The organism is Micromonospora sp. 4G55, from assembly GCF_016803375.1.
This window is the reverse complement of record NZ_JAEVHN010000797.1, coordinates 1-2,529: the sequence shown is the minus strand read 5'-3', so window position 1 is coordinate 2,529 and position 2,529 is coordinate 1. Positions and strand designations below refer to the sequence as shown.

The 2,529-nt window shown below is 73.1% G+C and carries 2 protein-coding genes and 1 pseudogene; 1 reads left to right on the top strand and 2 read right to left on the bottom strand.

The window, feature by feature from the left end; translation table 11 throughout:
- On the bottom strand, nt 1-948 hold a 948-nt coding region (locus tag JNW89_RS34335), incomplete at its 3' end, for a M36 family metallopeptidase (protein WP_238452202.1).
- Nucleotides 949-1,069: 121 nt separating this feature from the next.
- Here JNW89_RS34335 and JNW89_RS34330 point away from each other — a divergent pair.
- Nucleotides 1,070-1,570, top strand: a complete 501-nt coding sequence (locus JNW89_RS34330; protein ID WP_238452201.1) for a DinB family protein — start codon at nt 1,070-1,072, stop codon at nt 1,568-1,570.
- A 37-nt stretch (nt 1,571-1,607) separates the two neighbouring features.
- Here JNW89_RS34330 and JNW89_RS34325 read toward each other — a convergent pair.
- Nucleotides 1,608-2,428 (bottom strand): annotated as a pseudogene (locus tag JNW89_RS34325) (alpha/beta hydrolase).
- Nucleotides 2,429-2,529: the final 101 nt, after the last annotated feature.

Here is a 2,529-nt window from a genome sequence, read left to right as displayed (position 1 = left end):
CGCCGCGTCCCGGAACGTGGTGTCGGCGGCGAAGTCGAACTGCGCCTCGACGATGGCGGTGGTGGCGCGGCGGTCACCCAGGGCGGCGCGGATGTCCCACAGCGCCGCGGACCAGATCTCGCCGTCGGCGTGCACCTCGCCCTGCACGTCGCCCGGGTAGACCTTCGCCTCGTCGAGCCGGCGCAGGCAGTGCGGCGCGGTACGGGTGTAGGAGACCGCGTCCCAGTCGGCCACGCAGGCCTCCGGGGTGCGGGTCGGGGTGCCGGTGGCCCAGCTGGTCACCACCACCGCCAGGTAGTCGGAGAAGCCCTCGCCGATCGAGCCGGACTCCAGCGTGGTGCCGAAGCCGGGGACCTGTCCGTCCTGCACCGAGTGGCCGTACTCGTGGACGATCACCTCGGCGTCCTCGGCGTCGTCCACCCCGCCCTTGCCCAGCGTGATGTTCGCCTTGTCCTCGCGGAAGAACGAGTTGTCGCCGCCGTACTGGTCGATGCGCAGCTCGATCTGCCGCTGGTTGACCGGGCGCAGCGTGCTGCCGAAGCCCAGCGACTGCAGGTACGCCTGGGCGGTGTTCACCCAGTGGTAGCCCATCACCTGCTCGAACTGGTCGGCGTCGCGGTGCCAGGCCGGGTAGCCGCCGGCAACCGCCCGGGCGGGCGTGCCGGTCTTGCTCTTGACCGTCACGTACCGGCCGGTGAGGGTGCCGGAGCCGTCCAGGTTGGTCAGTGTCACCGACCGGTACGCCCCGGCCAGGGCGGCGTAGTCGGCGTCCTTCTGGTCGGTCAGCGACTGGTCGCCGAGCTGCTGCACCGGGTTGGGTGCGAAGACCGTCGCGGTGGCGGTGTGGCCGTAGGGGTCGCCGGCGGCCGAGGCGGTCGTGCCGCCGGCGACCAGCGCCGCGGTGACCGCCGAGGCGACCAGCGCGGATCGGGTGAGGTGGGGAGGCATCTCATGATCCCTTCGAGGGTGGATCGATCTGCCGAGACTAGGCTTCTCGCCGACCCCTGCCAACCGTCGACGGGCCGGTCACCGCCGTCCCGTCGACCGAGTCCGAGGAGCCCTTGTGGAGATGGAACGGATCGGCCCGCCGCTGCGCGCCGGGGAGCGGGAGACGCTGCGCGCGTTCCTCGACTTCCACCGGGCGACCCTGGTGATGAAGTGCCAGGGGCTGTCCGACGAGGAACTGCGGCGTCGGTCCATGCCGCCCTCGACGCTGACGCTGCTCGGCCTGCTGCGGCACATGGCCGAGGTGGAGCGGACCTGGTTCCGCCGGGTGATCGACGCCGAGGACGTGCCGCTGATCTGGTCGGAGACCGGCGACTTCCAGGAGGCGTACGACCCGACCGGCTCGACCGGCGCGGACGCGTTCGAGGTGTGGCAGCGGGAGGTGGAGCACGCCCGCCGGATCGAGCGGGAGGCCGAGTCCCTCGACGTCACCGGGCACCAGGCGCGGTGGGGTGAGGACGTCTCACTGCGGCTGGTGATGCTGCACATGATCCACGAGTACGCCCGGCACAACGGCCACGCCGACTTCCTCCGCGAGGGCATCGACGGCTCCGTCGGGGCGTGACCGCCCGGCGACCCCGTCGCCGGTGCGGCGTCCCGGCTCAGTGCCGGGCGCTGCCCGCCGGCGGGGCCTCGGCACCGGTCGGTCCCGCGCCGGGCAGCGGCAGCCAGGCCAGCACGTCGCGGATCTTGTCGTCCCAGTACGCCCAGTCGTGGTCGCCGGGGGAGAAGTCCACGGTGACCGGGACGTCCCGGGCCCGTGCCGCCTCGACGAAGCGCACGTTGTCCTTGTGGAGGAAGTCCTCGGTGCCGCAGGCGACGTAGAGCGCCGGCAGGTCGGCGTCGGCCCGGCCGAGCAACGCCACCGTGTCGTCGTCGCCGCCCGGCACGTCCCGGTCACCCCAGACGGTGTGCCACACGGTCGGATCGACCGGCCGGGTGGGGTGGTCGCGCCGGTGGGCCACGTTCAGCGCCCCGGAGAGGCTGGCCGCGGCGGCGAACCGGTCCGGTCGGCGCAGCGCCCATTTCACCGCCCCGTACCCGCCCATCGACAGGCCGGCGACGAAGGTGTCCTCCCGGCGCTCGGAGAGCCGGAAGAACGACCGGCACACCTGCGGCAGTTCCTCGGTGAGGAACGTCCAGTAGCGGTTGCCGTGCTCCTCGTCGGCGTAGAAGCTCCGCCCCGCCTGAGGCATCACCACGGCCAGGCCCAGCGGCGCGACGTACCGCTCGATCGCGGTACGCCGGGTCCAGACGGTGTCGTCGTCGGTCAGGCCGTGCAGGAGGTAGAGCACCGGCGGATCGCCGGCCGGGGCGCGCCGGCCATGCCGATCTGCGTCGAGGTGCGCTCCGGCAGGAGCACCGTCATCGACGTCCCCACGCCCAGCGCCTCGGAGAAGAAGTCACAGCGGATCCGCGCCATGGGCGTGGATGCTACGCGCCGCCGCCGGCCGTTCCACCGCCGCCGCCCGGCGTGCCGGGGCCGTCGGCCCGGTGACGGTCGGCCGGCTCAGCCGGCTCGAC

Bases quoted from the DNA above. Each gene is read 5' to 3' on its own strand.
- JNW89_RS34330 (WP_238452201.1), top strand. From the start codon at position 1,070: ATGGAACGGATCGGCCCGCCGCTGCGCGCCGGGGAGCGGGAGACGCTG.